Consider the following 23,590-nt stretch of genomic DNA (forward strand, 5'->3'; position numbering starts at 1 on the left):
CGCAAGATGACGGGTGATCGTGTCTCGTGGCACGCCCTCTGCTCCGCAGGACTGGCACCACGGATCCGCTTTAACGACACGGCACTTGATCACCGCCCGCTCAGGGCCCAGATGCTGCCCAACGGCTTCGAGGCCGAGCTCATCGAGACGGCAGAACGTGGTCAGATCAGGCGCAGCGAAGGTAGCGTGGAGCATCGTCGAGGTCTTTCAGATGGGCAGTGTAGGAACTTCCATCATCGGAAGGCCTCGACCTCTATCCAGCGACCGACGCGCCCACCCCAGCCGCTCCGATTACACCCTCAAATGCGAAGAGCCCGTTAAATGAAAAAGCAGTCTGGAAACTTTGGATACCTAACACGGGCCGCTATTGCCTCGATCGCCGTGGGTGCGCTCCTGACGGGATGCGGTGGCAGTGGTAGCCCAACGGCACAGGCCGAGGTCGAGTCGTTTGACTGGCGCAATTTCGAGGGACGAGAGCTCAATCTTCTGATGAGCGAGCACCCGCTCTCCAACGCCATCGAAAAACATCTTCCGGAGTTCGAAGAAAAAACCGGTATTGAGGTGTCGCTGGAAACTTTGACCGAAACCGACTATATGGTCAAAATCCTGACTGAGCTACAGTCCGGTTCAGGATCGTACGACGTATTCATGTCGTCCCAGCCCATGAACTACCAATATGCAGCCGCCGGATGGATCGAGGATCTTCAGCCATGGGTGGACGACGAAAAGCAGACCGCACCGGATTACGATTTCGACGATTTTTATCCAGCCCTCATCGAAGCTGAGCGCTGGGACACTACAGATTTCGGCGGTGCTGGCGAGGGAAGCCTTTGGGCCATCCCTGCCAATGAGGAAGGCTACGCCCTCTTTTATCGCAAGGACATCCTGGAGGCCGCAGGAATCGAGGTACCACAAACTATTGATGAGCTGATCGCGGCCGCGAAGGAGCTCGACGGCACCGAATTTGAGGGCAAGAAGATCTCCGGTTTCGTCAGCCGCGGCGACAAGACCTACCCCACGTTGAATCCGTTTTCGACCTTCGCCGGGGCTTATGGAGTGCAGGACGTCACCGACGGGGTCGCCACCGTCAACTCGCCCGAAGGCATCGAAGCCACAGAAAAGTGGGTGGAACTCATGGGCACCGCGCCGCAAGCGGCGAGCAGTTACACCTGGTATGAAGCACAGCAGGACTTCATCGCGGGCAATGCCGCCTTCTACATCGACGCGGACCACATGGCCCCGGACTTTGAGCGCGAAGGCAGTGCGATCGCCGGCAAGGTTGGCTACGAGCTTCCCCCGGCTGGCCCCGAGGGCCGCGCGTCTAGTTTGTGGCTGTGGTCATTGGGAATGAACGCGGCTTCCGAAGAAAAAGGCGCTGCATGGCAATTCATTCAGTGGGCCACATCAAAGGAAATGCTCACGAAAGCTATCGCTGACGGAAACATGAACCCCACGCGCGTCTCCGTCGCCGAAAGCGAGGAAATGGCTGCAGCGACTGAAGGCTGGGATGACTACAACGAGGTATGGCAAGAAATCCTCGCTGAGCACGCCGCATGGCAGTATGCGCCGTCCTCTACCTGGCCGGAGGTTGGCGACATCTGGGCAACGGCAATCCAGTCAGCGGTCATTGGTCAAACCAGTGTCAAGGACGCGCTCGATGACGCGGCGGCAAAGATCGACGCAGCCATCAAGTAAGGCGCCCCCGTGGCCGGCGCAAGCGCGTCGGCCACGGTCCGACCCTCAAGAAGGTTTCCATGAAGAATAAGCCCCATCTGCCATATCTGTTGGCCTTGCCCGGAATCGCCATTCTCGTTGCCATGCTGTACCCGTTCCTCACTGGAGCCTGGTGGTCGTTCAACTCATATCGACTCAACCGCGGAGAACCTGAGTTCAATTGGGGGCAGAACTTCGTGTCCCTGTTCTCCACAGGCGAGGGACTGCATGCCATTGGCGTCACGCTTACCTATGCGCTGGTCGTTGTCGTTGCGGAGTGCATACTCGGCATCGGGCTCGCCATGCTGTTGAATTACGGACGATACGGCAACACCTTCCGTCTGCTGATCGTCCTACCGCTGCTACTACCTCCCGTCATCGCCGCACTCATGTGGAATGTGATGCTGACGGAAAACGGCGTCGTCAACTGGCTCCTGGAGTCGCTCGGCGGGCAGCGACTCTTATGGCTCAGCGGTCCCGATAGCGCGCTCTGGTCAGTAATCTTGATCGATATCTGGATTTTCACGCCCTTCGTAATCCTGCTTGGACAGGCAGGTCTCAAGAGCATCCCCGCCGAACTGCGCGAGGCTTCCGCCGTCGACGGCGCGGGACCAATCCGGAACTTCATCTCGGTGACCCTACCCATGCTCATGCCGATCTTGGTCGTCATCATCACCTTCCGCGGCATCGATTCGCTGAAGATGTTCGACATCATCTACACCACCACCCAGGGTGGACCAGTTGATGCAACCACCAACCTGCACGTGCTCGCGTACCTCGACGGAATTCGCAATCTCAACTTCGGGATGGCCATGGCATCACTCATCGTCTTGTGGCTGCTGTGTTATCTCATCTCGTTCTTCCTGCTGAAAGCCCGCCGTAAGGAGGCAATGGCATGAGCACCACACTCGAGCAAACTGCCCTACCACAGAGCACTACCCGTGCGCACGTTAGCGCAAGTCAACGCCGCCGCCGAAAGAAGAACGTCAAACACGGTGTCGTCATCGCCCTTCTCAGTGGGTGGACGGTGTTCGCGCTGGCGCCGATCGTGTGGATTTTCATGATGTCGTTGAAGACCCCGGAGGACATCATTTCCAACCCTCCGAAGTTCTTCTTTCTGCCCACTTTGGCGAACTACGCCCAGGTTTTGAGCGGGCCGGAGTTTCTGACCCCGTTTCTGAACTCCCTGATCGTCACCCTCGGCTCATTGGTTCTGACGTTATTCATCGGACTGCCTACCGCCTACGCGCTTGCCCGCTTCACGTTCAAGGGCAGGGAGTCCATCGCCTTCGGTATCCTCTCACTGCGTTTCGCACCTGAGCTACTGATCATCCTGCCGCTGTATTTGATCTTCCAGCAGAGCAACTTGAACGACACCTACCTCGGGCTGATACTGGCCTACCAGCTGGTGACCCTGCCGATGCTCGTATGGATGTTGCGATCCTTCATCGAAGACTTGCCCCCGGAGCTTGAGGAGGCGGTGGCCGTCGACGGCGGCACCCGCTGGACCGCTTTCCGCCACGTGCTCTTTCGCCTGATTGCCCCGGGGCTGGGCGCCAGCCTCATGCTGTCCTTCATATGGGCGTGGAACAGCTACACCCTTCCACTCGTCCTGAGCGGACGAAATACCCAAGTCATCACCACCGGCATCCAGCAGTACATCTCCTTCCAATCGATCGCCTGGGGGCCGATGGCAGCCGCGACCGTTATCTCGCTCATCCCTGGCATCCTGTTCGCCCTTCTCTCCCTGCGCTGGGTCGTCGACGGTCTGACCGCTGGCACCGTCAAAGGCTGAAGCCCCAACACCATTTAGGAGTTCCCATGACCATCCCTGACACCATGTTCACAAGCGTCCTGACCGAGCCCAAGAGCATCGAACTCCAGCGAGTCGATTTGCCGCACCCTCAACGCGGACAGGTGTTGATGCGCGTGACCGCCGTCGGCGTATGCGGATCTGACACGCACTTTTACGAGACAGGCGTTATCGGAGACATCGTTGTCGATGGCCCAATAGTCCTAGGACACGAAACAGCCGGTGAGATCGTTGCCGTAGGCGAAGGCGTGGACCCGGCTCGCATTGGCACCCAAGTCGCCATCGAGCCTCAAATGCCCTGTCGCAGGTGTGACTTCTGCAAAGAAGGCAGTTACCACCTCTGCACCGACATGCGCTTCTACGGCGCTTATCCCGTAGACGGCTCATTTTCCGAGTATGCCCTTATCGACGATGATTTCGCTCACGCCGTGCCCAAGACAATGACAGCGGAAGAGGCCGCCCTGGTAGAACCGGTGTCGGTGGCCGTCCATGCCTGCCGCCGCGGTAAGGTGACGGCCGGATCCAAAGTACTGATCACGGGTGCGGGGCCAATCGGGGTCCTCTGCGCGCAGGTTGCCCGGGCCTTCGGAGCCACAGAAATCGTTGTCAGTGATCCGATCCCACATCGGCGGGACTACGCGGCGTCCCATGGCGCCAGCACCGTGCTTGATCCGGCGGCTGGCGGGCTTGAAAAGTACGATAGGCATTTCACCGTCTATATCGATGCGTCCGCGAACGCCCGGGCCATTCAGTCGGCATTTCCAACCATCCGTCCCGGGGGGATAGCAGTGTTGGTCGGCATGGGTGGACAGGAGCTGCAGATCCCGATCGCCATGATCCAGCACCGCGAAATCGTGCTCACGGGAACGTATCGATACGTCAATACTTGGCCCACCGCGATCGAACTGATCGCTACAGGCGCTATTGAAGTTGCGTCGCTTGTCACCGGCCGCTTCGGTCTTGATGGAGTCGAGGAAGCCCTGATGAAGGCAAAAACCGATCCGACCGCCATCAAAACGATGATCATTCCTTCATTGACGGAATATGCTCAATGACAAATGTCGAAAACCTTCGGCGGTCTCGACAGCAGATCGCCACGCTCCATGTGGACGAGTTGCTTTTTGACATGGACGGAACCCTCATCGACTCCATCGCCGCCGTGGAATCTGCCTGGAGCACGCTTGCGAAGGAAGAAGGAGTGACAGTGCCTTCCGGCGGGGCGTTTCACGGACGGACTGCGGTCGATCTCCTCGGTTCACTGGTTGTCGCCGAGCGGTTATCCGCGGCCCTCAAAAGACTCGAAGAACTCGAAAGTTCTCCGACAGCGCCAGTCATGACTCTTCCAGGCGCCACCGAGCTGCTGACCCGGCTTCCGCCGAACCGCTGGTCGATCGTCACATCGGCAGCCCGATCGGTGGCAGAGGCACGCCTGACAGCGGCAGGTCTCGGAATTCCTGCCGTGCTCGTTACAGGCGATGACGTTGCACGCGGCAAACCTGATCCAGCACCGTATCTTGCAGGCCGGCGCCATTCCGGCCGCGCGCTGGCTTTCGAGGACACGGTGGCAGGTTTGAAGTCTGCGCGCGGAGCGGGGTGTGACACCGTAGCGATCGTCGGAACCGCTACAGCCGAGGAGCTCAGCCCGTATGCAGATTTCGTCGTCGAATCCCTGGTATCAGTGACGGTGGCATCCGCTGACCACGAGGGCATCCGCATTGGTCTGCAACTCGTCCTGTGAGATGTAGCGCCATTGTGGCGCAGCAGAAGAAGTGGAATCACTGATTTGGACAGACGATAAGCCTTCTGCTGCGCCGCCTTTCCGACTAAAGCTGATGCAATGCGGGCGCAAGACCCCGTGATGGGTGCGCGTCCGCATTGTTCAGTACGGACATCTGCCATCCCCAATGCCAGCATCGCGGGAGCTCATGCTGATGCACGGATGGCTCGTCCGTCACCGCAACTAAATAAGTAGCCGATCTCAAAGGCGAGGCGCGCATAAAACCCGATACTCCCGGGCAGAGGCTATCTCACGGAATCGGCGGTAGATCGGGCCAGATGCGAACCGAGCAGCGCCCTACGCCGCCGGCTTCTCCACGAGGATCCCATCCAAGTCAGCGTGCACCATGGCCCCGGGCGCGAACACCACACCCCCTATGGTGACCGGAACATCAACCTCTCCGGACCCGTTCTTGGTGCTCTTGCGCGGGTTGCTGCCGAGCGCCTTGATGCCGAGCTGCAGATCGGCGAGAACAGCGCGGTCGCGGATGGCCCCGTTGATGATGACGCCGCTCCAGCCGTTCTCGATGGCGATGGTCGCGATCATGTCGCCCATCAACGCCCGCTCAAGCGATCCGCCGCCGTCGACCACCAGCACCGCACCCGCTCCGGGCTTTGAGAGCACCGACTTGAGCAGCGCATTGTCCTCATGACACTTCACGGTCCGCACCGGTCCACTGAATGCCCGGACCCCTCCCAGATCCTGGAACTGCAGCGGGACTGACTGGAGATCGTCGCCATGCTCGTCGTACAGATCTGCCGTCGCGGTGGTCATCGTACCCGCACCCCCGCCCGCATCCCGGCAAAGAACGCGCCGAGTTCAGCGCTAGCCGTCAGCGGCAGCACATTGGCCACGTACTGGTCCGGACGGACAACGACGACGACGCCGCCCCGGTCCAGCCCACGCAGCTCGAAAATGTCCTCGGACGGGTTTACCCCGAAGACCTTCTCGAGGTAGTTCAGCCGGAACGGCCCAACCTGCGGTTTGAAGACCGCCGGCACCGCGTTGATGTCGATGCTCTTGTGATCCTGCTGGTAGATCACCTTGACGTCGAACCACGCGTCAAGGTCCGCACCTTCGGGCGTTGCCGCCAGCGGCGACTCCGCCGAGGTCGCCAGCCACTCGGCGAAGTCGGCGACCTTCGACGGGTTGCCCGGCAGCGGTTCATCGGCGAACACATAAATCCGCCAGCGCCCGTCCGCCGTCGCATGGTGGCCCAGGTGAAGCGGGTTGGTATCGCAGACCCGGACAACCGGCGCGGACTTGAAGCGTTTGCCGATCGGGAAGCCGGCGGCGAGGTCCTGGTGGGTTGCCTCCCCCACGATCATTGACGGCGAATACTCAGTCATAAACCCGGCGGGAAATTCCATGGTCCGGACGTAGAAGTTCTCGAGTTCCGTGGGGTCCTCGAACTCCTCGGGTTTCTTCGCCATGAGCGTGGACCACTGTTTGTCGAAGTCGATGAGGTTCTTGGCAACCACCTGGCGCTCCGCGGAGTAGGTGGACAGCAGGCTTTCCGGGCTGCGCCCCTCCAGGACGTGGCCCAGCTTCCAGGCGATGTTGAAGCCGTCCTGCATGGAGACGTTCATGCCCTGGCCGGCCTTGGCGCTGTGCGTGTGGCAGGCGTCGCCAGTGATGAACACGCGCGGGGTGCGGGTTCCGAGCTCCTCCGGGAGGACGTCGTCGAACCTGTCCGTGAGTCGGTGGCCCACCTCATACACGCTGCTCCAGGCGACGTTGCGCACGTCGAGCGTGTAGGGGGCGAGGATCGCGTTGGCCTTCTCGATGATTTCCTCGATGGTGGTGCTGCGGATGTCGCCCTTGGTGTGCGCTGTGACCTCACCCAGGTCCACATACATCCGGAACAGGTGGCCGCCCTCCCGCGGAATGAGCAGGATGCTCCCGCCGTGGCCGGACTGGATGGCGCACTTCAGCCGGATGTCCGGAAAATCGGTGACGGCCAGCACGTCCATGACCCCCCAGGCATGGTTGGCTGCATCACCGGCAAGGGTGCAGCCGATCGCCTTGCGCACCCTGCTGCGGGCACCATCCGCACCGATCACATACTTGGCACGGACGGTCCGTTCCTGGCCCTCAAGCGGCCCGTCGGTGTGCAGCAGGGTGACGGTGACCGGGTAGTCGCCCTCCCCGGTGACTTCAAGGCCCTGGAACTCCAGCCCGTAGTCCGGCTTCATGCGGGTAGGTGCGTTCGCCGCGAACTCGGCGAAGTAGTCCAGAACGCGGGCCTGGTTGACGATGAGGTGCGGGAATTCGCTGATGCCGGTCGGGTCGTCATCGGGACGGGCAGTCCGGATGATGCGGGAGGGGTCTGCCGGGTCCGGCTTCCAGAAGGCCATCTCGGTGATGCGGTAGGCCTCGGCGATGATGCGCTCGGCGAACCCGAACGCCTGGAAGGTCTCAACGCTGCGGGCCTGGATGCCGTCCGCCTGCCCGATGGCCAGCCTTCCCGGCCGCCGCTCCACGAGGCGGGTGGTGATCGTCGGGAACTGGGACAGTTGCGCCGCGGCGAGCATGCCGGCGGGCCCGCTGCCCACAATCAGGACGTCGACTTCCTCAGGCAGCTCTTCAGGCCGGTTAAGCCCGACGCCGGCCGCAGGCTGGACCCGAGGGTCACCGGATACATAGCCGTGATGGTGGAACTGCACGGGCTTCCTCACTCACTTCTTTGTGGACTTGGATCCTGGACCACCGCTGCGTGTGCGTAATCGAGTGGCGGTGCCAGAACTGTATGACGGCCCAGATGCGGAAACAACACTAATTCCCGGCGCCCCGGGAGGGGTTGACGTGCTCCACTTCACAGGCAATACTCATCGTATACGATTTCGTACTTGAAAAGTAGCCCTTCATCCCAGCTGTACGAGGAGCCCCCGGAATGACGATCGAGTCCCAGACGCAGGAAGCCGGCGCGGAACTGCTTGCCCGGACCCGCAAGGTCATTGCCGTCCATATCAACTACCCGAGCCGTGCCGCCCAGCGCGGCCGCACTCCGCAGCAGCCCTCCTACTTTCTCAAGCCGCCGTCGTCGCTCGCGCTGGGCTCTGCCGGAAATCCAGGCACTGTCGAGCGGCCGTTCGGCTGTGAGCTGCTGGGCTACGAGGGAGAAATCGCGCTCATCATCGGCAAACCGGCGCGCAGGGTCAGCCTCGACGAGGCGTGGGGCCACGTTGCCTGGGTGACCGCGAGCAATGACCTTGGTGTCTACGATCTCCGCTACGCAGACAAGGGCTCCAACGTTCGCTCGAAGGGCGGCGACGGGTTCACGCCGGTCGGCCCGCAGCTGATCCCGGCCGGTGCCGTGGACCCCGCCGCGCTGCGGATCCGGACCTGGCACAACGGTGACCTGGTCCAGGACGACACCACCGAGGACCTCCTCTTCCCCTTCGCCCAGCTGGTCGCAGACCTGTCGCAGCTCCTCACTCTCGAGGAAGGGGACATGATCCTCACCGGCACCCCGGCCGGCGCGTCCGTGGCCCAGCCGGGCGACGTCGTCGAAATCGAGGTCACCGCGGGCGGCTACAGCAGCGGCCGCCTGGCAACCCGCGTGGTGGAGGGAACCGAGCCGTTCGCCGACTTCGGTGCACAACCCAGGGCCGACGACGCACAACGTGAGGAGGCCTACGGTTCACGTGAGGCCGCCGGCCTGGAACCGGCCGGGGAAGCCCTGTCGCCCGAGCTGAAGAAGAAGCTCGAAAGCGTCGCCACGGCAACGCTCTCCTCCCAGCTGCGCAAGCGCGGCCTCAACAACGTGAGCATCGACGGCCTGCAGGGCACCCGCCCGGACCGGCGCGTGGTGGGCCTGGCCCGCACCCTGCGTTACGTACCCAACCGGGAGGACCTTTTCAAGACCCACGGCGGTGGTTTCAACGCGCAGAAGCGCGCCATCGATTCAGTGAACGACGGCGAAATCATCGTCATGGAGGCACGCGGCGAGAAGGGCACGGGCACAGTGGGCGACGTCCTCGCGCTGCGTGCGCAGGTACGCGGTGCCGCCGCCATCATCACCGACGGCGGAGTCCGCGACTACACGGCCGTCGCGGAACTCGACATGCCCACCTACTTCTCCAATCCGCACCCCGCCGTGCTGGGGCGCCGGCACATCCCCTGGGATACGGACATCACCATTGCCTGCGGCGGTGCCACCGTGCAGCCCGGCGACATCATCGTGGCCGACGCCGACGGCATCCTGGTGATCCCGCCGGCGCTGGCTGAGGAGCTCGCGGACGACTGCATCGAACAGGAAAAGGAAGAGACCTTCATCTTCGAAATGGTGAAGCAGGGACACAGCGTGGACGGGCTCTTCCCGATGAATGGCGACTGGAAGGCGAAGTACCGCGAGTGGGCGGCCGGCGCGGAAGGCGGCTCCGGTGGTTGATATCGCCTTCGGGCCATCCGTCGTCGTTCAGACTGCTGGCGAGATAAAGCCCGGCAGCAAGTCCGAGCAGGCCTATACCTCCATCAAGGCGCGTATTGTCCAGGGGACCTTCTCCCCCGGGTACCGCCTGGTGCTGGTGAAGATCGCCGAGGATCTCGGCTTCAGCGTGGTGCCCGTGCGGGAAGCAATCCGGCGCCTGGAAGCCGAAGGACTCGTGAAGTTCGAGCGCAACGTCGGCGCAACGGTCTCCGGGATCGACCCGACGGAGTACCTCTACACCATGCAGACCCTCAGCATTGTGGAGGGCGCGGCCACTGCGCTGTCGGCGCCGCTGATCGACTCCGCGGCGATCGCCCGGGCACGTGCCGTCAACGAGGAGATGCGCGAGTGCCTGGACCACTTCGACCCGGTCCGCTTCACCGCGCTGAACCAGGATTTCCACAGCGTCCTTTTTGAACATTGCCCCAATCCGCACATCCTCGACCTCGTGCACCGCGGCTGGAACCGGCTGGCGTCGCTACGATCCTCCACCTTCCGGTTTGTCCCGGGGCGCGCACGCGAATCTGTCCGTGAACACGAAGACCTGCTCCAGCTCATTGAGTCCCAGGCGAGTGCCGACACCATCGAACACGCGGCACGCCGGCACCGCGCCGCAACCCTCGACGCCTACCTCGCGCAGGCGTCCGCCATTCCCGAACCACTCCCCACCAGTCAGGAAGAGAAACGATGACGTCTACCGTCCCTGAAACCCATTACGTCCCGCAGGACCTGCCCACGCACATCCAGCACTACATCAACGGCGAATTCGTCGACTCCGTGAGCGGCAAGACCTTCGACGTCCTGGACCCCGTGTCCAACAACAACTACGCCACCGCGGCAGCCGGCCAGAAAGAGGACATCGACCTCGCCGTCGCTGCCGCCCGTGAAGCCTTCACCCACGGCCCGTGGCCGAAGATGAAGCCCCGCGAGCGTGCCCGTGTCCTGAACCGGATCGCCGACGCGGTCGAGGCCCAGGAATCCCGGCTCGCGGAACTCGAGACCTTCGACACCGGCCTGCCCATCACCCAGGCGAAGGGCCAGGCCCTGCGCGCGGCGGAGAACTTCCGGTTCTTCGCGGACCTCATCGTGGCCCAGTTCGACGACGCCATGAAAGTCCCCGGCTCCCAGATCAACTACGTGAACCGCAAGCCCATTGGCGTGGCCGGGCTGATCACCCCGTGGAACACCCCGTTCATGCTCGAGTCCTGGAAGCTGGCCCCTGCACTGGCCACCGGCAACACCGTGGTCCTCAAACCTGCCGAGTTCACGCCCCTCTCCGCGTCCCTGTGGGCGCAGATCTTCAAGGACGCGGGCCTTCCCGACGGCGTGTTCAACCTCGTCAACGGCCTCGGCGAAGAAGCGGGCGACGCCCTGGTGAAGCACCCGGACGTTCCGCTGATCTCCTTCACCGGCGAGACCACCACCGGACAGACGATCTTCCGCAACGCCTCCGCCAACCTCAAGGGCCTCTCGATGGAGCTCGGCGGCAAGTCACCCTGCGTGGTGTTTGCCGACGCGGACCTCGACGCCGCCATTGACTCCGCGCTCTTCGGCGTCTTCTCCCTCAACGGCGAGCGCTGCACCGCCGGTTCACGCATCCTCGTGGAACGGGCGATCTACGACGAGTTCTGCGAGCGCTACGCCGCCCGCGCGAAGACCATCGTCGTCGGCGATCCGCATGATCCCAAGACGCAGGTCGGCGCGCTGGTCCACCCCGAACACTATGAGAAGGTCGCCTCCTACGTGGAGATCGGCAAGTCCGAGGGCCGCCTCCTCGCCGGCGGCGGCCGTCCTGACCACCTCCCGGAAGGCAACTACATCGCGCCCACGGTGTTTGCCGACGTCGCGCCCGAAGCGCGGATCTTCCAGGAGGAAATCTTCGGCCCCGTTGTTGCCATCACCCCGTTCGAGAACGACGACGAAGCGCTGGCTCTGGCGAACAACACCCGGTACGGCCTGGCGGCCTACATCTGGACCCAGAACCTGACCCGCGCACACAACTTCGCCCAGAACGTGGAGGCCGGCATGGTCTGGCTCAACAGCCACAACGTCCGCGACCTCCGCACCCCGTTCGGCGGGGTGAAAGCCTCCGGCCTTGGCCATGAAGGCGGATACCGCTCGATCGACTTCTACACCGACCAGCAGGCCGTGCACATCACCCTCGGCGCCGTTCACACCCCGAAGTTCGGCAGCGTCGACGACGCCGCCCGCAACGAGGGCTGACAACTTCCCACGCCCTTCTCAAGGAAGAGAAAACCATGACTGATTTTGTCCCCACCCCCACCCTTCCCGCTCCGGACATTGTCCGCTGCGCGTACATGGAAATCGTCGTCACCGACCTCGCCCGGTCGCGCGAGTTCTACGTCGACGTCCTCGGCCTGCACGTCACCGAGGAAGACGAGAACAACATCTACCTGCGGCCCCTGGAAGAGTTCATCCACCACAACCTGGTGCTGCGCAAGGGGCCGATCGCCGCCGTCGCTGCCTTTGCCTACCGGGTGAAGTCGCCCGCCGAGGTGGACGCCGCCGAGGCCTACTACAAGGAACTGGGCTGCCGCACCGAACGCCGGAAGGAAGGCTTCACCAAGGGCATCGGCGACTCAGTCCGCGTCGAGGACCCGCTGGGCTTCCCCTACGAGTTCTTCCACGAGGTGGAGCACGTGGAGCGCCTAACCCAGCGCTACGACCTCTACTCCGCGGGCGAGCTGGTGCGCCTGGACCACTTCAACCAGGTGACCCCCGACGTGCCCCGCGGCCGGAAGTACCTGGAGGACCTGGGCTTCCGGGTCTCGGAGGACATCCAGGATTCCGACGGCGTCACCTACGCCGCGTGGATGCACCGCAAGCAGACGGTGCATGACACCGCGCTGACCGGCGGCAACGGCCCGCGGATGCACCACGTCGCGTTCGCCACCCATGAGAAGCACAACATCATCCAGATCTGCGACAAGATGGGCGCACTGCGCATCAGCGACCGCATTGAGCGCGGCCCGGGACGCCATGGCGTCTCCAACGCGTTCTACCTGTACATTCTGGACCCGGACGGCCACCGCATCGAGATCTACACCCAGGACTACTACACGGGTGATCCGGACAACCCCACCATCACCTGGGACGTCCACGACAACCAGCGCCGCGACTGGTGGGGGAACCCTGTTGTTCCCTCCTGGTATACGGAGGCCTCGCTGGTGCTGGACCTCGACGGCAACCCGCAGCCGGTCATCGAGCGCGAGGAGAAGAGCGAAATGGCCGTCACGGTCGGCGCTGACGGATTCTCCTATACCCGCAAATCCGACGACGACGGCGGCGCGCAGCAGGGTTTCAAGCTGGGAGCACAGCTGTAGCCATGCTGGACGACGCGACGATAGAGGCCATTGCCGACGAACTCGTGGAAGCCGGGCGCAGCCGCACCCCGGTTCCCCGGCTGACCGCACGCTACCCGGACATGACGGTGGAAGATTCCTACGCCGTCCAGCAGCTGTGGCGCCGCCGCAACGAGGAAGCCGGGCGGACCCTGGTGGGCCGCAAGATCGGGCTCACCTCCAAGGCGATGCAGGCGGCCACCGGCATCACCGAGCCGGACTACGGAGCCATCTTCGACGACATGGTGCTGGAAACCGGCTGCTCGGTGGAGTGGGAAAAGTACACGCATCCCCGGGTCGAGGTGGAACTGGCGTTCGTCCTGAAGTCCGCACTCAAGGGTCCGGGCTGCAGCATCTTCGATGTCCTGAACGCCACAGACTATGTGGTCCCGGCCCTGGAGATCCTCGATTCCCGGATCGAGATGGAAGGCCGGACCATCGTGGACACCATCTCCGACAACGCCGCGATGGGCGCGATGGTGGTGGGCGGCCGTCCGGTGAAACCCGACGCCGTGGACCTCCGCTGGGTCTCCTCCATCCTCTACAAGAACCAGACCGTTGAGGAGACCGGCGTGGCAGCCGGTGTGCTGGACCATCCGGCCAACGGTGTGCACTGGCTGGTCAACAAGATCGCCGCGCACGGCGATAGCCTGAAGGCCGGTGACATTATTCTCGCCGGCTCGTTCACCCGGCCCCTCTGGGTGCACAGGGGCGACACCATCCACGCCGACTACGGACCCCTAGGAGCTGTCACATGCCACTTCCACTAGGCCCCACCTTCCGTGAAGCGCTGGCTTCATCAGACCGTCCGCTCGCAGGCATGTGGGTGTGCTCGGCGAGTCCGTTGATCGCCGAGCTGTGTGCAGGTTCCGGCCTGGACGTGCTCCTGGTGGACGCGGAGCACAGCCCCAACGGTCTCGAATCGGTTCTGGCCCAGGTCCAGGCGATCCACGGATACCCCATCCACACCATGGTCCGGCTGCCCGTCAATGACACGGTGCTGATCAAGCAGTACCTGGACCTCGGGGTGCAGAACCTGCTGATCCCGATGGTCCATTCCGTCGCCGACGCCGAGGCTGCGGTGGCCGCCACCCGGTATCCGCCGGAGGGCGTGCGCGGGGTCGGCTCGGCGCTGGCCCGCGCGGCCCGGTGGAACCGGGTTCCCGACTACCCCGCGCGCGCCGGCGAAACAATCAGCGTGACGGTACAGATCGAATCCGCTACAGCGGTCGAGGCCGTCGAGGACATCCTCAAGGTCGACGGAGTGGACGCCATCTTCATGGGGCCCGCCGACCTCGCCGCTTCGAAGGGCCTCCTGGGCCAGCAGGAGCATCCGGAGGTGCGTGCCGCCGTCGAACACTGCCTTGAGGCTGCCGTGCGGGCCGGCGTACCGGCGGGCGTGAACGCCTTCAACCCCGACACCGCGCAGCACTACCTGGACAAGGGTGCCCGGTTTGTCTTTGTGGGCGCGGACGTCCTGCTGCTGGCCCGCGGGTCGGAAGCCCTTGCCGCCCGGTTCATTCCCACAACCCACGACGGCGTCGGCGACAGCGGCGGCGCCGGTCCCACTACCCACGACGGCGGCGGCAACTTCCGGCCCAGCTACTGACCCCATTTTCCCCGAACTTTCGGGCACCTATGGTGGCTTCCGGACGGGCAGAGTCAAGTGGTCGGTGCAACGTGGGGGTTAGGCTGCCTGTTGCAGCATTTGGTTGAGTGCTTGGGCGGGGGTTTGCAGGTCCAGGGTTGGGCGGGGTCGGCGGTTGAGTTTGTCCTGGATGGTTTTGAGGTCCTCAGCGGTGTAGCCGGAGAGGTCGGTGGATTTGGCGAACCAGTGCCGCAGGAGCCTGTTGGTGTTCTCGTTCGTGCCGCGCTGCCAGGGTGAGTGCGGGTCGCAGAAATACACCGGTGCCTGCAGCTCGAGCTGAATCCGGTCATAGCCGGACATCTCGGTTCCCCGGTCCCAGGTCACCGAGCGGCGCAGGTGGGCCGGCAGGTCGCCCATCGCGTTGATCATCGCCTCGGCGACCGCGTCGGCGGTATGGCGTTCGGGCAGGTGCAGCAGGATCGTGAAGCGAGTGGACCGTTCGACCAGGGTGCCGATGGCTGACTTACCGCCGGCCCCGATGATCAGGTCTCCTTCCCAGTGCCCGGGCACGGCCCGATCTTCGGCTTCGGCGGGCCGGGACGCGATCTTCAACGCGTCCCGGTACGGTTTAGCCCGACCGCCGGCGTGCTGGTTCTCCCGGGACACCCGCTTAGGCCGGGACAGGCTCAGATACCGGTAGAGGTCCTTACGCAGCTCACCGCGGGACTGGACGTAGAGGCACTGATAGATCGTCTCGTGGCTGATCTGCATGCTCTTATCATCGGCGTAATCCTTGGCCAGCACGAGCGAGATCAGCTTCGGGCTCCACCCGTCCTCCAACGCGTCCTCGATGAAACGCAGCAGGTCATGATTCATCGCGGTGAGTTTGAACGCCTTGGGACGGTGCGCCCGCTGATGGGCCCGGACGTGGGCCAGATCCGCCTGATACGAGCCGTCCGGGTTCGTATTGCGTTTGACCTCCCGCCAGATCACCGTACGGTCCCGTCCGAGCTCACGGCCGATCTCGGCGTGGCCTTTCCCGTCCCGTAACCGGACCATGATCGTGGCCCGTTCCACCAGGGACAGCCGTCCCGTCCCCGGTGTTCCAACCGATGTCGGCGGATCAGCCAGCCCGCCCGGAATGCCCATTATCAATGTCATGCCGCCAGTTTTACGCCACTGATAGGCGGCCCCGTTGCGGGACACACCCGCGACCCGGGCAGCCTCACTGAATGAGGCCCCCGAGCACAACACCGCGTAGAACTTATCCCACTGCTCCGGCAGGAACCACGTCTTCTTCATCACAACACCACTTTCGGGGAGGCGTTGCACTGACCGTATGACTTTCCAACCCCGGAGTCACCGGACGTGCCCAAAAGTTCCGTCCGGCTAGCCGCGTTCCTTCAGCTCCGGGACCGGGGTCAGCGGCGGGCGCCCGTCGAGTACAGCAAGGATGTTGTCGACGGCGTGATCGACCATCCGCGCCCGGGTTGCCTCCGTCGCGGAGCCCACATGCGGCAGCGCGGCGATCCGCGGATGCGTCAGCACGGGATGCTTTGGGTCCCGGAGCGGCTCGACGTCGAAAACGTCCAGCCCCGCGGAGTGAATTTCACCGTCGTCGAGCGCCCGGAGCAGCGCCTCGGTGTCCACCACCGGTCCGCGCGCGGTGTTGATGAGCGTCGCGGTGGGTTTCATGAGGGCCAGTTCCGCAGCCCCGATCAGGTGCCGGGTCTCGGGAGTCAGCGGCACGTGAAGCGAGACAATGTCGGAGCGTTCCAGCAGCTCACGCCATTCGACGGCGGTCGACAGGTCCGTGGTGCCCGTGCGTGAGAGGCTGTGAAGCACCGTCATGCCGAATCCCGCTGCCCGCCGCGCAACGGCCTGCGCAATCTGCCCATAACCCGCCAACCCCAGAGTGGCTCCCGTGACATCGAGGCCCAGGTGCTCGTCGAACCGCGCGCGTTTCCAGCGCCCCTCGTGCAGATCCCTGGCGGCCGGGAACAGGAGGCGCCGCGCCAGGAGCATCAGGGCAAAGGTGGTGTCCGCCGTCGTTTCGTGGAGCACGTCGGGCGCGTTGGTGATCATCACCCCGGCCTCGAGCGCAGCACCGACGTCGACGGCGTCATAGCCGGCGCTGGGCAGGGCGACAATCCGCACGCTCCCCCTCACCGCCTCCAGGAACTCCCGGTCCACCTTCGCGTAGGGGGCCAGCACCGCATCGGCTCCCCGGGCGAGGTCCCGGAGCGCAACACCTGCGGCGGGCACGTCATCGTCATCCGGCCAGAGGACGACGTCGGCATGCTTCCGCAGCCGGTCGAGGGCCCCGCCCGGGAGGGATGAGCGCGTGACCGCCACCAGCGGCCGGTTTCCGGAACCGCTCATCAGGCGCTGAGGTCCTGCATCACCTTGTAGAGGTCGCTCTTCCCTTCGAACCCGATGCCCGGAAGGTCAGGCATCGTGATGTAGCCGTTCTCCACGGCCACGCCGTCCGGGAACCCGCCGAAGGGCTGGAACAGATCGGGATAGGACTCGTTGCCGCCAAGGCCCAGACCGGCCGCGATGTTCAGTGACATTTGGTGGCCGCCGTGCGGGATACAGCGGGACGCGGACCAGCCGTTCTCTTCGAGCATGGACAGGGTCCGCAGGTACTCCACCAGGCCGTAGCTGAGAGCGCAGTCGAACTGGAGCCAGTCCTTGTCCGGACGGAGGCCGCCGTAACGGATGAGGTTGCGGGCGTCCTGCATGGAGAACAGGTTCTCGCCGGTGGCCAGCGGTTTCGCGTAGACGGCGGCGACGTCGGCCTGCGCCTCGTAGTCCAGCGGGTCCACGGGTTCCTCGTACCAGAAGAGGTCATAGGCGGAGAGCGCTTCGGCGTATTCGATGGCGGTCTTGCGGTCGAACCGGCCGTTGGCGTCCACGGCAAGGCTCTGGCCGGGGCCGAGCATGTCGAGCACCGCCTCGATGCGCTGGAGGTCTTCGGCCAGCGGTGCGCCGCCGATTTTCGCCTTGACCGTGGTGTAGCCGCGGTCCAGGTAGCTCTGCATCTCGTCCCGCAGGCCCTGGATGCCGCGGCCGGGCTGGTAGTACCCGCCGGCGGCGTAGACAAACACCTTGTTGTCGGGTTGATTGTTCCCGTACCGCTCAGCGAGCAGCCGGAAGAGCGGCTTGCCCTCGATCTTGGCCACGGCATCCCAGATGGCCATGTCCAGGGTTCCGACGGCGACCGAACGCTCGCCGTGCCCGCCCGGCTTCTCATTGGCCATCATCACGTCCCAGATGAGCGACGGGTCAAGGTTGTCACCGGTCTCATCGAGCAGGTCTTCGGGGCGGGCCTCCATGATCCGGGGAACGATGCGCTCGCGCATAAGTGAACCCTGGCCGTACCTGCCGTTGGAGTTGAAGCCGTACCCGACAACCGGCTTTCCGTCCCGTTCAACGTCGGTGATCACGGCGACGAGGCTGAGCGTCATCTTCGTGAAATCGATGAACGCGTTCCGGATGGAGGAACTGATCGGCAGGGTTTCTTCGCGGATCTCGACAATTCTCATTTTTCTACTCCTGCAGGGCTGAGGGATTCGAAGGCGGTCACCAGGGCATCGGACACCTCGTCCGTGGTAGCGGTTCCGCCGAGGTCAGGGGTGCGGATGTCGGTCTCGGTGAGGACCTGTTCCATGGCGGCGATCAGGTCCCGCCCGGCGTCCTCGTGGCCGAGGTGGTCCAGCATCATGGACGCCGCCCACACCTGGCCCAGGGGGTTGGCCTTGCCCTGCCCCGCGATGTCCGGAGCGGAGCCGTGAACCGGCTCGAACATCGATGGGAACTCCTTCTCGGGGTTCAGGTTGGCCGACGGCGCGATGCCGATGCTCCCGATGATCGCGGCCCCCAGGTCGGTGAGGATGTCACCGAAGAGGTTGGAGGCAACGACGACGTCGAAGCGCGCCGGATCGAGGACAAACAGCGCCGCGAGGGCGTCGATGTGGTACTCGGACACGGTGAGGTTCGGATGGTCCTTGGCGAGGTCCCGCAGGATCTCGTCCCAGAACGGCATGGTGTGGATGATGCCGTTGGACTTGGTTGCCGAGGCGAGCTGGCCCTTGCGCTGCTCCGCGAGGTTGATCGCGTAATTCATCGCCCGCTCGACGCCGAACCTGGTGAAGATGGACTCCTGGATGGCCATCTCCTGCGGCATTCCGCGGTAGAGCCGGCCCCCGCTCTCGGAGTACTCGCCCTCGTTGTTCTCGCGGACCACCAGGAAGTCGATGCCTCCGGCCGGCACCTTCCGCAACGGGCTCTCGATGCCCGCGAGCAGGCGGACCGGCCGGAGGTTGATGTACTGGCGGAACGCCCGCCGGATGGGAATGAGCAGTCCCCAGAGAGAGACGTGGTCCGGCACTCCCGGGAAGCCCACTGCGCCCAGGAAAATCTGGTCGCATTCGGCGAGCTGTTCGATGCCGTCCTCCGGCATCATCCGGCCGGTCCGGGAGTAGTATTCGCAGCCCCACTCGAGCTCCTGCCAGTCGAAGCTGAAGCCGTAGCGCGTTCCGGCGAGTTCGAGGAGTTTCTGCGCCGGCGGCATCACCTCGGTGCCGATCCCGTCACCCGGGATGACGGCAATGCGGTAGCTGGGACTTGTCATGTACGTTCCTTTGATCGATCGGTGGTTTAGAGGGAGAGTTCCGGCAGGCTGACGAAGAGGACCTGGGTGAACGCGAGGTAGAACAGCACCACCACCACAACGGCCACGCCGAAATCGAGGAGCACGTTCTTCCAGGTGGGGCGGGAGGTGCGCATCATCACGGCGACCAGGGTAAAGAACAGGATACCGCCGTAGAGGTACCCGAGGATGGGCAGCGATGCCACCCAGGCAACCAGCAGAATGAGCGCCCGTCCCAGATCCTTGTAACCGAGCCGGCCGGTGTCATGCCAGCCGGTTTCGCGGTCGCGCCACAGCACGCCGCGCGCCACCAGCATCACGCCGAGGATGCTCAGTGCAACCAGGACAGCATCCGGGAAGATCCCGCCGTATTCACTTGAATACGACCGTTGAACCCAGAAAATCAGACACACGACGAGGACGACGGCGCCGCCAATGATGTTTCCCATGATCAGTCGCCCTCCCCGGTGTCGGGACGTTGCGAGGCGGGAACGGCAGCCTGGCCGCCCGCCGTCGTCGTCTTGGTCCGCCGCTTCTGGATGAAGGGCCAGAGGATCGAGACCAGGCACATGGCGATCAGCACCAGGCTGATGGGCCGGGTGAAGAACGTAGTCCATGGCATCTCGGCGCCTGACGAGGTCAGCAGTCCCTGGACCAGGCCGGTCTCCGCGATGGTGCCCAGGACCAGGCCGAGCACGATCGACGCTCCGCCGATGCCCACCCGCTGAAGCAGGTAGGCGGCGACACCGAGCGCCAGCATGATGAACACGTCCACCACGGAGCTGCGGATGGCGTAGGCGCCGATGATGGTCAGGACGGTGATCCCGGGGGCGAGGTAGCGGACGGGCAGCGCCATCACGCCACGCTGCAGGCCGCGGCCGGCGACCAGTCCCACCGGCACCATCATGACCGCGGAGACGGCCAGCGCAATGATGAAGGTGTAGACCAGCGGCCCGGAGGTGGTGAAGAGTTCGGCGCCGGGGCGAAGACCGTGGAGGAGGAGAACACCGAGGATGATGGCGTCCGGCGGTGTTCCGGGCACTCCCAGGGTCAGCGTGGGGATGAACCCGCCGCCGACCGTTCCGTTATTCGCCGACTCGGAGGCGACGACGCCGTCGATCTCGCCCTTGCCGTAGGTTTCCGGGTGCTTGGAGGCGCGCTTGGCTTCGTTGTAGGCGACGAGGTTCGCCACGCTTCCGCCGGCTCCGGGAAGGATGCCGACGAAGGTGCCGATGATGCCCGAGCGGATCAGGTTGACCGGGCGGCTCAGGATCTCCTTCAGCATGCCGCCGAGACGGTCTTTCTGCCGGGTCTCGTCGACCATGTGGGCGTCCCGCGTGCGCAGCGCAATGAGGCGGATGACCTCAGGAATGGTGAACAGGCCGATCAGTGCGGGCACCAGCGGAACACCGCCCTGCAGCATCGGTTCGCCGAAGGTGAAGCGGACGTCACCGCCCACCGGCGCAATGCCCACCGTGGCCAGGAGCAGGCCAAGTAGTCCGCCGATGAGTCCCTTGAGCAGCGAACCGGAGGCCAGGCTGGCGATGATTGTGAGGCCGAAGACCGCCACCCAGAAGTACTCCTGGGGGCCGAACCGCAGCGAGAAGGACGCCAGGGGCGGGGCCAGGAAGATCAGGGCAATCACGCCGATGATCCCGCCGACAAAGGAGCCCATGGTGGCGCCGACAATAGCGAATTCGCTGCGTCCCTGGCGGGTGAGCGGGTAGCCGTCGAGCGCCGTCGCAATGGACGACGGTGTGCCCGGCGCATTGACCAGGATGGCGGTGAAGGAGCCGCCGTAGATGGCGCCCATGTAGAAGGCGCCGAGCAGGACCAACCCGGAGGTGGGGTCCATGGCGAAAGTGAAGGGGACCAGTAGGGCCACACCCATGGTGGCGCTCAGGCCCGGCATTGCCCCGAGGGCCATGCCGCTCAAGGTGCCGATCAGCACCAGGAGCAGCATGGACGGGGCAAGGTTGGCGAGCAGCCCTTGCCCGAGTACCTCGAACATTTACGGAACCAGTTCCAGCCGGGTCAGGAGGTCCTCGTAGACGGCCTTGCGCTCCTCGGTGAGCTCGATGGCCTCTTCAGGTCCGTAGTTCTCCAGGACAAATGCCTGCTCCTCGAAAGCCGTCACCAATTCGGGATCCTGATTGACCTCTTCAAACGCGTCCGCAAGCTTCTGGACAATGTCGTCCGGGGTGTCCGTTGGGACCGAGACGCCACGGTAGGCGCCGTCGACAAGGTCATGGCCCTGTTCAACGAAGGTCGGGACATCGGGCAGGCCGGGCATCCGCTCCTCGGTGGCGACGGCGATGGCACGCACCTGGTCACCGAGCTGCGAGATCTGCGGTGAGTAGGACATCAGCGCGTCCACGTGTCCGCCGAGCAGGGCGGGAACAGCCGTGCCGGTACCCGAGAACGGGGTGTAGGTGACGTCGATGCCGGCCATATCGTTCAGCATGAGTGTGCCGATGTGGTTGGCGGAGAAGTCCCCGCTGCCGCCGACGGACATGGCGCCGGGATTCGCCTTGGCCGCCTCGATGAAGTCGTCCAGTGTCTGGATGTCACTGTCCGCCGGAACCAGCAGTGCGTTGGGTGTGCTCTGGAAGATGTAGACCTGCTTCAGGTCCTCGGTCTCATAGCCGGCGTCGTCCCGCAGCATTGGCTGGAGGATGATGTGCGGCAGGTTGCTGCCCATGAACTTGTAGCCGTCCGGGGCCATTCGGGTGAGCTCGGACCAGCCCAGGGCGCCGCCGCCGCCGGGCTTGTAGGAGATGTTGACGGTCTGGCCCAGCACTTCGGCCAGCTTTTCCTGCTGCAGGCGTGCGGTGATGTCCGACTCTCCACCGGCGTCGAACGGCAGGATGTATTCGAGGCGCTTCTGCGGGAATTCGTCCGCAGCGCCTCCGCCGCCGGCTTCACCGCCCCCTCCACCTCCTCCGCCACAGCCTGTCGCGGCGAGGGCGACGGCGATCATTCCGACGATGGATGCGAACGTACGGCGGCTTTTCATCTTTACCTCCATTGGTAAGAGTTGGCGCTTCGTTGGTGGTGCGGGGGTCTGTGTGGCCCGGGGAACACTCTCACCCTGCGGTGCTGGAGTGACTCAGATCACGGTTGTGTTCATACTGTTCACCGTTCAGTGAACCGATCTTCAGGAATTCGATGACGGCGTCGGTGACCTCATCTGTGGTGGCGGATCCGCCGAGGTCCCTGGGGAGGACGCCGGCGGCGGTGGTGGCGCGGATTGCACGCGCCAGGTTTTCGGCCTCTGCGGTGAGGCCGAAGTGCTCCAGCATCAGGCCGGCGCTGGCAATGGCGCCGATCGGATTGGAGATGCCCTGGCCGGCGATGTCCGGTGCCGAGCCGTGGACCGGCTCGAACATGCTGGGAAAGCGCCGTTCAGGGTTGTAGTTGGCGCTGCTGGCGAGGCCGAGGCTGCCGGCAAGTGCGCTGCCGAGGTCCGAGAGGATGTCTGCGTTGAGGTTCGATGCGACAACAACCGAGAGTTCCTCCGGTTTCAGGACAAACTTCGCGGCCATTGCGTCCACCAGGACGCTCTCCGTCTCCACATCGGGGTAATCCTTCGCCACCCGCTTGAAGACGTCATCCCAGAGCACCATGCCGTACTGCTGGGCGTTGCTCTTGGTGACGCTGGAGAGTTTGCGGCGGTCGCGGGTGCGGGCGATGTCGAACGCGAACCGGATGATGCGCTCGCAGCCCACCTCGGTGAAGAGCGAGGATTGCACGGCGACCTCGCCGCCGTGGCCGCGGGCTCCGAGGTTGCGCCCGCCGAGGCCCGCGTACTCCCCTTCGCTGTTTTCCCGGACAACGATCCACTCCAGCTTGGTGTCATCCGCCTTGCGCAGCGGGCTGGTGATGCCGGGCAGGAAGTGGACGGGCCGGACGTTGGCCCACTGGTCGAAGCCCTGGCAGATTGCGAGGCGAAGACCCCAGAGGCTGATGTGGTCCGGGACGGAGGGCCAGCCGACGGCACCGAAGTAGATGGCATCGAAATCACGCAACTGGTCCAGGCCGTCGTCGGCCATCATGACGCCGTGCTCAGCGTAGTAATCGGAACCCCACGGGAACTCGGTCCACTCGAAAGCAAACGCTCCGTCGGAGTTCTTCGCCACGGCGTCGAGCACTTTCTGCCCTGCGGCCGTCACCTCCTGGCCAATGCCGTCGGCGGGGATTGCTGCAATGCGAAAGGGCTGGGGGGTCATGCCTTCGACACTAGGTCACATG

Annotated in this window: 21 protein-coding genes and 1 pseudogene; 11 read left to right on the top strand and 11 right to left on the bottom strand. The window is 64.2% G+C overall.

Translation table 11 applies throughout. From position 1 onward, the window contains the following. Positions 1–195 (bottom strand): annotated as a pseudogene (locus tag BLS52_RS14605) (ISL3 family transposase); the annotation flags it as partial. Between the two features lie 126 nt (positions 196–321). Here BLS52_RS14605 and BLS52_RS14615 point away from each other — a divergent pair. The 5 genes from BLS52_RS14615 to BLS52_RS14635 are packed head-to-tail and all read left to right on the top strand — an operon-like array spanning position 322 to position 5,264. Continuing rightward, positions 322–1,695 carry an ABC transporter substrate-binding protein gene (locus BLS52_RS14615; RefSeq protein ID WP_090587671.1) on the top strand — a complete coding sequence of 458 codons (1,374 nt, stop codon included), beginning with the start codon at positions 322–324 and terminating at the stop codon, positions 1,693–1,695. Between the two features lie 59 nt (positions 1,696–1,754). Then, positions 1,755–2,612 carry a carbohydrate ABC transporter permease gene (locus tag BLS52_RS14620; RefSeq protein WP_090587672.1) on the top strand — a complete coding sequence of 286 codons (858 nt, stop codon included), beginning with the start codon at positions 1,755–1,757 and terminating at the stop codon, positions 2,610–2,612. Beyond that, a complete protein-coding gene (locus BLS52_RS14625) occupies positions 2,609–3,508 on the top strand; it encodes a carbohydrate ABC transporter permease (protein WP_090587674.1) in 900 nt (299 codons plus the stop codon). The genes BLS52_RS14620 and BLS52_RS14625 overlap by 4 nt, the downstream gene beginning before the upstream one ends. Positions 3,509–3,534: 26 nt before the next feature. Continuing rightward, on the top strand, positions 3,535–4,581 hold the full coding sequence (locus BLS52_RS14630; RefSeq protein ID WP_090587676.1) for an NAD(P)-dependent alcohol dehydrogenase: 1,047 nt from the start codon (positions 3,535–3,537) through the stop codon (positions 4,579–4,581). Next, positions 4,578–5,264, top strand: coding sequence for an HAD-IA family hydrolase (locus BLS52_RS14635; RefSeq protein ID WP_090587677.1), 687 nt, complete (start codon positions 4,578–4,580; stop codon positions 5,262–5,264). Before BLS52_RS14630 ends, BLS52_RS14635 begins: the two co-directional genes overlap by 4 nt. Before the next feature lie 336 nt (positions 5,265–5,600). Here the strand turns inward: BLS52_RS14635 and rraA are convergent, their stop codons facing one another. Together rraA and BLS52_RS14645 are read right to left on the bottom strand one after the other, a co-directional pair. Then, positions 5,601–6,077, bottom strand: a complete 477-nt coding sequence (gene rraA, locus BLS52_RS14640) for a ribonuclease E activity regulator RraA (protein WP_090587679.1) — start codon at positions 6,075–6,077, stop codon at positions 5,601–5,603. Continuing rightward, positions 6,074–7,969 (bottom strand): FAD-binding monooxygenase, encoded by a 1,896-nt coding sequence (locus BLS52_RS14645; RefSeq protein ID WP_090587680.1) that lies wholly within the window; start codon positions 7,967–7,969, stop codon positions 6,074–6,076. Before BLS52_RS14645 ends, rraA begins: the two co-directional genes overlap by 4 nt. Positions 7,970–8,196: 227 nt before the next feature. On the opposite strand from BLS52_RS14645, the gene BLS52_RS14650 reads away from it, so the two are divergent. The 6 genes from BLS52_RS14650 to BLS52_RS14675 are packed head-to-tail and all read left to right on the top strand — an operon-like array spanning position 8,197 to position 14,706. Next, positions 8,197–9,696 carry a fumarylacetoacetate hydrolase family protein gene (locus BLS52_RS14650; RefSeq protein WP_090587682.1) on the top strand — a complete coding sequence of 500 codons (1,500 nt, stop codon included), beginning with the start codon at positions 8,197–8,199 and terminating at the stop codon, positions 9,694–9,696. Between the two features lies 1 nt (position 9,697). Next, a complete protein-coding gene (locus BLS52_RS14655; protein ID WP_245702887.1) occupies positions 9,698–10,426 on the top strand; it encodes a GntR family transcriptional regulator in 729 nt (242 codons plus the stop codon). Further along, entirely contained in the window at positions 10,423–11,958 is a 1,536-nt protein-coding gene (hpaE, locus tag BLS52_RS14660; RefSeq protein WP_090587684.1) for a 5-carboxymethyl-2-hydroxymuconate semialdehyde dehydrogenase, read from the top strand. Before BLS52_RS14655 ends, hpaE begins: the two co-directional genes overlap by 4 nt. Positions 11,959–11,993: 35 nt before the next feature. Beyond that, positions 11,994–13,079 (top strand): 3,4-dihydroxyphenylacetate 2,3-dioxygenase, encoded by a 1,086-nt coding sequence (gene hpaD, locus BLS52_RS14665; protein ID WP_090587685.1) that lies wholly within the window; start codon positions 11,994–11,996, stop codon positions 13,077–13,079. 2 nt (positions 13,080–13,081) lie between these two features. Beyond that, on the top strand, positions 13,082–13,867 hold the full coding sequence (gene hpaH, locus BLS52_RS14670) for a 2-oxo-hept-4-ene-1,7-dioate hydratase (protein ID WP_090587686.1): 786 nt from the start codon (positions 13,082–13,084) through the stop codon (positions 13,865–13,867). Further along, complete coding sequence (locus tag BLS52_RS14675; protein WP_175460187.1) at positions 13,852–14,706, top strand: HpcH/HpaI aldolase family protein; 855 nt, start codon at positions 13,852–13,854, stop codon at positions 14,704–14,706. The genes hpaH and BLS52_RS14675 overlap by 16 nt, the downstream gene beginning before the upstream one ends. A 78-nt stretch (positions 14,707–14,784) precedes the next feature. On the opposite strand, the gene BLS52_RS14680 is transcribed toward BLS52_RS14675, so the two are convergent. The 8 genes from BLS52_RS14680 to BLS52_RS14715 form a co-directional block, all read right to left on the bottom strand. After that, positions 14,785–15,987 carry an IS30 family transposase gene (locus tag BLS52_RS14680; protein ID WP_090587688.1) on the bottom strand — a complete coding sequence of 401 codons (1,203 nt, stop codon included), beginning with the start codon at positions 15,985–15,987 and terminating at the stop codon, positions 14,785–14,787. Between the two features lie 87 nt (positions 15,988–16,074). Further along, on the bottom strand, positions 16,075–17,067 hold the full coding sequence (locus BLS52_RS14685; protein WP_090587689.1) for a 2-hydroxyacid dehydrogenase: 993 nt from the start codon (positions 17,065–17,067) through the stop codon (positions 16,075–16,077). Next, the gene (locus BLS52_RS14690) at positions 17,067–18,233 is read right to left on the bottom strand and encodes a mandelate racemase/muconate lactonizing enzyme family protein (RefSeq protein WP_026544384.1); all 1,167 of its coding nucleotides are present in this window, start codon (positions 18,231–18,233) and stop codon (positions 17,067–17,069) included. Before BLS52_RS14690 ends, BLS52_RS14685 begins: the two co-directional genes overlap by 1 nt. Continuing rightward, positions 18,230–19,321: a tartrate dehydrogenase gene (locus BLS52_RS14695; protein WP_090587691.1), complete on the bottom strand. Its 1,092-nt coding sequence runs from the start codon at positions 19,319–19,321 to the stop codon at positions 18,230–18,232. The genes BLS52_RS14690 and BLS52_RS14695 overlap by 4 nt, the downstream gene beginning before the upstream one ends. 26 nt (positions 19,322–19,347) lie before the next feature. Further along, a complete protein-coding gene (locus tag BLS52_RS14700; RefSeq protein WP_090587693.1) occupies positions 19,348–19,788 on the bottom strand; it encodes a tripartite tricarboxylate transporter TctB family protein in 441 nt (146 codons plus the stop codon). Between the two features lie 2 nt (positions 19,789–19,790). Then, positions 19,791–21,350, bottom strand: coding sequence for a tripartite tricarboxylate transporter permease (locus BLS52_RS14705; RefSeq protein ID WP_090587694.1), 1,560 nt, complete (start codon positions 21,348–21,350; stop codon positions 19,791–19,793). After that, on the bottom strand, positions 21,351–22,355 hold the full coding sequence (locus BLS52_RS14710; RefSeq protein WP_175460188.1) for a tripartite tricarboxylate transporter substrate binding protein: 1,005 nt from the start codon (positions 22,353–22,355) through the stop codon (positions 21,351–21,353). 70 nt (positions 22,356–22,425) lie between these two features. Further along, positions 22,426–23,568 (bottom strand): tartrate dehydrogenase, encoded by a 1,143-nt coding sequence (locus BLS52_RS14715; protein WP_090587697.1) that lies wholly within the window; start codon positions 23,566–23,568, stop codon positions 22,426–22,428. Between the last annotated feature and the right edge of the window lie 22 nt (positions 23,569–23,590).

The organism is Arthrobacter subterraneus, assembly GCF_900099735.1.
GTDB classification, from domain to species: Bacteria; Actinomycetota; Actinomycetes; order Actinomycetales; family Micrococcaceae; genus Arthrobacter_D; species Arthrobacter_D subterraneus.